This is a genomic window from Mesorhizobium sp. M7A.F.Ca.CA.004.12.1.1 (assembly GCF_003997835.1).
Lineage (GTDB): Bacteria > Pseudomonadota > Alphaproteobacteria > Rhizobiales > Rhizobiaceae > Mesorhizobium.
On record NZ_RZRK01000285.1, the window covers coordinates 1 to 7,138 of the forward strand.

The 7,138-nt window shown below is 62.9% G+C and carries 5 protein-coding genes; 2 read left to right on the top strand and 3 right to left on the bottom strand.

Annotated features, from left to right (window positions below):
* The 3 genes from EN984_RS16565 to EN984_RS16575 form a co-directional block, all read right to left on the bottom strand.
* On the bottom strand, window positions 1-1,066 hold a 1,066-nt coding region (locus EN984_RS16565), incomplete at its 3' end, for an RNA polymerase sigma factor region1.1 domain-containing protein (RefSeq protein ID WP_281057311.1).
* Between the two features lie 423 nt (window positions 1,067-1,489).
* Window positions 1,490-3,424 carry a DNA primase gene (gene dnaG / locus EN984_RS16570; RefSeq protein ID WP_127271338.1) on the bottom strand — a complete coding sequence of 645 codons (1,935 nt, stop codon included), beginning with the start codon at window positions 3,422-3,424 and terminating at the stop codon, window positions 1,490-1,492.
* A 136-nt stretch (window positions 3,425-3,560) separates the two neighbouring features.
* A complete protein-coding gene (locus tag EN984_RS16575; protein WP_127270906.1) occupies window positions 3,561-3,941 on the bottom strand; it encodes an RcnB family protein in 381 nt (126 codons plus the stop codon).
* 388 nt (window positions 3,942-4,329) lie between these two features.
* On the opposite strand from EN984_RS16575, the gene EN984_RS16580 reads away from it, so the two are divergent.
* Window positions 4,330-5,994, top strand: a complete 1,665-nt coding sequence (locus EN984_RS16580; protein WP_127271336.1) for a Na/Pi cotransporter family protein — start codon at window positions 4,330-4,332, stop codon at window positions 5,992-5,994.
* 148 nt (window positions 5,995-6,142) lie between these two features.
* Window positions 6,143-7,138: MFS transporter (locus EN984_RS16585; RefSeq protein ID WP_164765495.1), on the top strand; the 996-nt coding region annotated here is incomplete at its 3' end.

Consider the following 7,138-nt stretch of genomic DNA (forward strand, 5'->3'; position numbering starts at 1 on the left):
CGCCGTAGCTTTCGGCCAGCCTGAGCAGCTTGCCTTCGTTCTGCACCAGGCGCTTGTTGATGTCGTAGAGTTGCTCGACCAGCGCCTCGATGCGCGCCGTGTTGAGCGACAGCGACTTCACCGCCTTGATCAGCTGGTCCTTGAGCTCCTTCAGCCGGCGGTCCTGGCTGGGCGACAGCGTGCCGGCGGCGGCCAGACGGTTCTCGACCTGCTGGTCCTGCAGCTTGCGCAGCTTTTTGTAGGTGTCGGCGATAACGTCGAGCGTCTCCATCACCTGGGGGCGGAGTTCCGCTTCCATCGCGGCCAGCGACAGGCTCGCTTCGTCCTCGTCTTCGTCGTCGTCATCCGTCAGCCCGCGCGTATCGGCGCCGACATTCGTGATGTCGTCTTCGTCGTCGCGCGAACGGCGCGGCTTGTCCTCGACCTTGGCTTCCTCGACGCGCTCGACCACCGGCGCCTGTTTGGCCTCGGGGCCGGCATAGGTGGCTTCGAGATCGATGATCTCACGCAGCAGGATTTTGGATTCGTTGAGTTCGTCGCGCCAGATGATGATGGCCTGGAAGGTCAGCGGGCTTTCGCACAGACCCGCGATCATCGTCTCGCGGCCGGCCTCGATGCGCTTGGCGATGGCAATTTCGCCCTCGCGCGACAACAGCTCGACCGAGCCCATCTCGCGCAGATACATGCGCACCGGATCGTCGGTGCGATCGGTCGGTTCTTTCTTGGTGGTGGTGGCGGCGACCGCGGTGCCGGTCTGCTCAGCCAACTCGTTGGCGTCTTCCTCGGCATCGGCCGCGGTGTCGGCGGCCTCGGGCTCCTCGCCCTGCTCGTCGTCCTCGACCACGTTGATGCCCATGTCGGACAGCATCGCCATCGTGTCCTCGATCTGCTCGGAGGTCACTTCCTCTGAGGGCAGCACCGAATTCAGCTCGTCCATGGTGACATAGCCGCGCTTCTTGGCGGCCTTGATCATCTTCTTGACAGCATCATCGGAAAGGTCGAGCAGAGGGCCATCGGTGGCGCCTTCGCGTTCGGTTTCGACCTCTTCCTTTTCCTTTGTCGCCATAGTCTTTATCTTCTCCTAGCGGCCGAACTTCAAAGCCGCGTAAGCTGTCGGACCAGTCAAATCGGGTGCGCTCGCTTATGAAACGCGCTTCACCGGGCCAGTAACTGCATCAACTCGTTTCGTTTGGTGTATGTCGTTGCCCAAATCGGGTTTCCCCTTTTGGGCGACATGCATTAAGTCCAGATTAACCCTGATATCTGTGGCAGGCGGGCTGCCTGTCCAGTGACCAGTACCTCACATCGCTTATTTCCCGTCGACGCGGGTTCGGGTTAACGTTTCGAATCGTCCTGATTCCGCCAATCTGCCAGAAGGTCAAGCGCCTCTCGCATGATTCGCATGAAAAAAGCGAATCAATTACCCGACTTAGCCCGTTACGCGCCATTTGGACGCGCAACGACGCTTTCTCAATTCACTCGCTTCCAACTAAGCTCGCCCAGCCCTGCCCGAGGAGACGCCAAACCCTTCGATCAGCGCTTCCGTGGCCTGCACATCCTGGAATTGCGCCTGAATTTCGATCAGATGCCGGTAGTTTTCGTCTGTGGGATCGGTGGCGAGCGCCGCTTCCGCCTGTTTCAGCTCCTTATGTAAGGTGCGCGCGCTGCGCTGCAAGTGCAGCGCCTGGCTGAAAGCATCGCGGGCATCTTCAAGGGCGGCGGTCTCCAGCGCCGGCCATTGCCGCATCCGCCGGATCAGCCCGACGGCCCGCTCCCAGATATCGGCACAGCCGGCGCGTTCGATCGTCGCAATCACCGCCTGACGGTCATTGGCCATGTCATGCGCCATCGCATCGAGGATTGCCGCATGCAGCCGCCTCAGGTCGGAGTTGGCGAGATCGAGGAACTCGATATGGGCGAAATTCTCGTCGATCAGCGCCGGATGGTTGATCAACGCCACGATGATCGTCGCCTCGCGCACCGACATCCCCTCGCCGCCGCGTTTGACCAAAGCCGACTGGCCGAGGCTTTCGGTGATCGCAATGCGGCCGCCACCGCCTTTGGCGAACTGCCCGCCGGGCGCGGCCGTCTTGCCCTGGCCCTGTTTCCAGTCCTGCCGACCTTGACGCCCACTGCGCTGCGAGCCGAAGAAGCTCAGCACACGCTCGCGCATCTCCTGCTGGTAGTGGTAGCGCAGGCTTTCGTCGCGGATGCGGCTGGTCAGCTCGCGCAGCGTCTTCTCGAGTTCGGCCCGCCGCTCCGGCGTATCGAAGACGCCGCCCGCCGTCTCACGCATCCACAAAAGGTCGACCAGCGGCCGCGCCTCGGCCAGCACGCGACGAAACGCATCCGGTCCTTCGGCCTTGACCAGATCGTCGGGATCCTTGCCTTCCGGCAGCAGCGCGAAGCGCGCCGAACGGCCGGCCTGCACAGATGGCAGCGCCATGTCGGCGGCCCGCCACGCTGCCTTCAGCCCGGCCTTGTCGCCGTCGAAGCACAGCATCGGCTCCGGCGCCATGCGCCAGAGCAGTTCGAGCTGGTTCTCGGTAAGCGCGGTGCCGAGCGGCGCCACGACATTCTCGAAGCCGGCCTGCGCCAGCGCGATCACGTCCATATAGCCTTCGACGGCGATGACCGTGCCGCCCTTGGCCAAGGCCTTGCGGGCGCGGGCGAAATTATAGAGTACGTTGCCCTTGTGGAAGAGCTCGGTGTCAGGCGAGTTCATGTATTTGGCCAGCGCGTCCGGCTGCAAAGCACGGCCGCCGAAGGCGATGATCTTGCCCCGGGAATCCGGAATCGGGAACATGATGCGGTCACGGAACCAGTCATAGGAAACCGGGATGTCGTCGCCGTGGCGTACCAGTCCACAAGCCTCGATGTCGGCCTTGGGCACGCCCTTGGCGGCGAGATGCTCCTTCAGCGCATTGCGGCTGTCGGGCGCAAAACCGAGCCGGAACGATTGCTGCGTCGCCGGCGTCAGTCCGCGGTCGCGCAGATAGGCACGCGCCTTGGCGCCTTCCGGCCCCTGCAGCCGTTCCTGGAAGAAGGTGGTGGCCATCTCCATGACGTCTGTCAGGCTGGCGCGTTCCTTTTCGCGCCGCTCCTCCTGCGCATCGCGAACCGGCATCGGCACACCGGCCATGTCGGCGATCTTTTCGACCGCTTCGGGAAAGCTCATCCCATCGAGTTCGGTGAGGAACTTGAAATGATCGCCCGAAACCGAACAGCCGAAACAGTGATAGCGGCCCTTTTTGTCCTCGCAGTGGAAGGACGGGCTCTTCTCGCCATGAAACGGGCAGCACGCCCAATAGTCGCCGCGCGGCGCGTTGGTTTTCTTCCTGTCCCACGCAACGCGCTGGCCGATCACCGATGAAATCGGCACGCGGTCGCGTATCTCGTCGAGGAAGGCGGGTGGAAAGCGCATCGGGGAACTCGTTTCCCGATTATATAATCATACCCGCGAAATCCGACGACCCTTAATGCGGGCCATACCCGGTTTCCACAGGCAAAAGAGGCGGCCGTTGCGGGCCGCCTCTTTCCAATATCCGCCTGGGGAGCGATCAGTGCGCGGCAAGCGCGCCGAAAATGACGCCGGAGAGCACACCGACCAACACATAGTCGTTGCCGACGCGGATCCATTCCTGGCCGCGGCCGGGACGATGCAGGCCGTAGCGGCCGTAGTCGCGGATCGGCTGGTGCTGTCTCCAGCCTGAATATTTGTGGCCGTTGCGCCAGTTGTTGCGCTTTACGATGACCTTCTTATGGATGACGCGCTTCTGGATGAAGCGCTTCTTGACATCCCTGTTGGTGGGCTTTTGCCAGTCGACCTGGCTGTAGTTCGACTGCGGAGCGTTCGGTGCGTTCAGCGGTGCGGCTTGGCCGGTGAGCGACGTAGCGGCCAGCATCGAGAAAGCGAGTGCGGAAAGGACAATGCGTTTCAAGAGAAGTCTCCTTGGTTGTCGATGCCAGAGGAATAGCGGGCCACCGATGAACCGAAACTGAACGCCTGCATTACAATTGCGTAATGAATTCCTTGATTTACCCGATAGAGCTGAACATAATCGCAAAGGTCAGGAGTCTGTCGCGCTGCTAACTCGGCCTATCCGTTGCTTCGCGTCCGCCCCGCAATGCAACCATTTGCGCGTCCGTCCATTTTCCGACACCGCCCGTCGCGCTGCAACGGCCCTTGAAATCGACAAGATTTTATTATCCGGCTAAAATATTCGAGCTATTATAAGCCACCGCCATGAACATGATTCGTACCCTCGTTTTCCCTTCTGATCGCCACGCCAAACAGGACGCGCATCCGGTTTGCATGCGGGGGACGAAATGAGCGGGTCCGTCGTCCTTCTGCATCTGGCCGGCGCCGTGGCGCTGATGCTGTTTGCCACCCGCATGGTGAAGACCGGCGTCGAACGCGCCTATGGCGACGTGCTGCGCCATCGCCTGCGCGCCACCATGCGCAATCCGATCATGGCGGTGCTGGCCGGCACCGGCCTTGCCATCGCCCTGCAAAGCTCCACCGCCGTCACGCTGCTGGTCGGCTCCTTCGCCGGCTCTGGCATCGTCTCGGGCGCCGCGGGCCAATTGGCAGTGCGCGGCGCCGAGATCGGCTCTGCGCTGGTGGTCAAGCTGCTGACCTTCGACCTCACCTTGCTGGTGCCGCTGTGCCTGATCACCGGCACGGTCATGTTCATGGCCACCGAGCGGCGCGACTGGCGCCAGACCGGCCGCATTCTGGTCGGCATCGGCCTTTTGATCCTGTCGCTGGAGATGATCGGACAGGCGTCTGAGCCGCTGCGCAACAGCCAGCTCATGCCGGTCATCATCAACTACTTCTCGACCGATTCCATCACCGCCTATCTGCTGGCGGCGCTGATCACCTGGCTGTTCCAGTCGAGCATCGCGGCGGTGCTGTTGATGGCGACGCTGGCGGGCCGCGGCCTGATCACGCCTGAACTCGGCGTCGTTCTTATCCTCGGCGTCAATCTCGGCTCCTCGATCATCGCGCCGATGCTGACCCGCTCGTCGAGCCCCGAGGTGCGCGTCGTGCCGATCGGCAACCTCCTGATGCGCGGGCTTGGTTCGCTTGTCATGCTGATCCTGGTCATGATCTTCAGGCCGCACTTCGCCTTTCTCGGTTCGACGGCGGCGGACCAGATCGTCAATGCCCACATCCTGTTCAATGTGCTGATCCTGCTCGCCGGCCTGCCGCTGGCAGGGTTTGTCTACCGCGCTTCGGAGAAGATCGTCGCACTTGGCATCAAGCCCGTGCCGGCCGCCTCGCTTGACGTCGTCGAGCTGTCCGCGCTCAACGAAAGCGCGCTCGACGTGCCGAGCCAGGCGCTTGCCAATGCCACCCGCGAGGTGGTGCGGGTCTGCGAGACGATCGAGATCATGCTCAAGCGCATCATCGAACTCTATGAAAGCGCCGACGCCGACAAGATTAAAGCGCTGGCCGCACTCGACGACCGCGTCGACCGCAAGCACGCCGCGATCAAGCTCTACCTCGCCAAGTTGACCAGGAACGCGCTGACCGAGGACGAGGCGCTGCGCTGCCAGGAGCTGATCGGCGCCTGCGTCAAGCTGGAGCAGGTCGGCGACATCATCGTGCGCAACATGCTGGTGCATGTGAAAAAGAAGTTCGAGCGCGGACTGGAATTCACCGACGAGGGCTGGGCCGAGCTGTGCGCCTTCCATAGCTCGGTGCTGGCCAATGCGCGGCTTGCCTTCAACGTTCTGGTGTCGCGCGATCCCGAGACCGCCCGCCAGTTGGTGCTGGAAAAAGACCGGCTTCGCGACCGCGAAAAAGAAACCAGCGCCAGCCATTTCGTGCGCCTGCGCGACGGCACTGCCAAGAGCGTCGAGACCAGCTCGATCCATCTCGACACCATCCGCGACCTGAAGCAGATCAATTCGCTGCTGGCCTCGATGGCCTATCCGGTGCTCGAAGAGCGCGGTCTGCTGACTGGATCCAGGTTGAAGGCGAGCTGAGAAGCAGCCGATCTCCCCCCTCGTGAGGGAGATTGGCACTTCATCGCCTCGCGCCCCCACTGAAGAAAACCTAAACTCGCGACAAAAATTTCTGGATTGCCCGCGACGCTCATCCGTGGTTTGAGGCCGTTCCAGCTAAGGCTTCCCCATGTCGCTTCCGCTCATTGCGCTGTTCATCGCCGCCTTTGCCTTCGGCACCACTGAATTCGTCATTGCCGGCGTGCTGCCGCAAGTGGCGGAAGGGCTCGGCGTCTCGGTTCCCTCGGCCGGCTATCTCGTCTCCGGCTATGCCTGCGGCATCGCCATCGGCGGTCCACTGCTGGCGCTCGCCACCAAGTCGCTGTCGCGCAAGAGCCTGCTGCTCGGCCTCGCCATCGCCTTCACCATCGGCCAGGCGGCTTGCGCGCTGGCGCCCGACTTCACCTCGATGCTACTGTTGCGCATTGCCGTGGCGGTCGCGCATGGCGCCTATTTCGGCGTCGCCATGGTCGTCGCCGTGGGTCTCGTGCGCGAGGACCAGCGCGGCATGGCTGTCGCCGTCATCCTGTCTGGCCTCACCGTCTCCAACGTCATCGGCGTGCCGGCCGGCACCGCGATCGGCAACATCTGGGGCTGGCGCGCCACCTTCTGGGTGATGTGCGCGCTCGGCGTGGCGGCAACGCTTGCCATGGCAGCCCTGTTGCCGCGCACCACCGGCTCATCGGCCAGGCCTGCCGGTTTCGCCCGCGAGGTCCGTGTGCTGTCCCGCCAGCAGGTCTGGACTTCGCTGATCCTGATGCTGATGCTGATGATCGGCCAGTTCGGCCTGTTCACCTACATCACCCCGACACTGCTGGAAGTCACCGGGCTCGACGAGAACCTGGTGCCATGGGTGCTGCTGCTCAACGGCGTCGGTGCCACCCTGGGAGTCTTCCTCGGCGGCAAGCTCTCCGACTGGAAGCTGATGCCGTCATTGATCACCATGCTGGCCTTGCAGGCGGTGACGCTGGCCGTCATCTACGCCGTCAGCCCTTATCCCCTGCCGATGGTTGTGGCGATCGTCGTCTGGGGCGGCCTCAACTTCGCCATCGGCACACCGATCCAGACCCGCATCCTGGCCTGGACGGCGGACGCCTCGAACCTCGCCTCGTCGCTCATTCCGTCC

What these genes read in the sequence shown, in the direction of transcription:
- EN984_RS16580 (WP_127271336.1), top strand. Translation starts at nt 4,330, where the DNA reads ATGAGCGGGTCCGTCGTCCTTCTGCATCTGGCCGGCGCCGTGGCGCTG.
- dnaG (WP_127271338.1), bottom strand. Translation starts at nt 3,424, where the DNA reads ATGCGCTTTCCACCCGCCTTCCTCGACGAGATACGCGACCGCGTGCCG.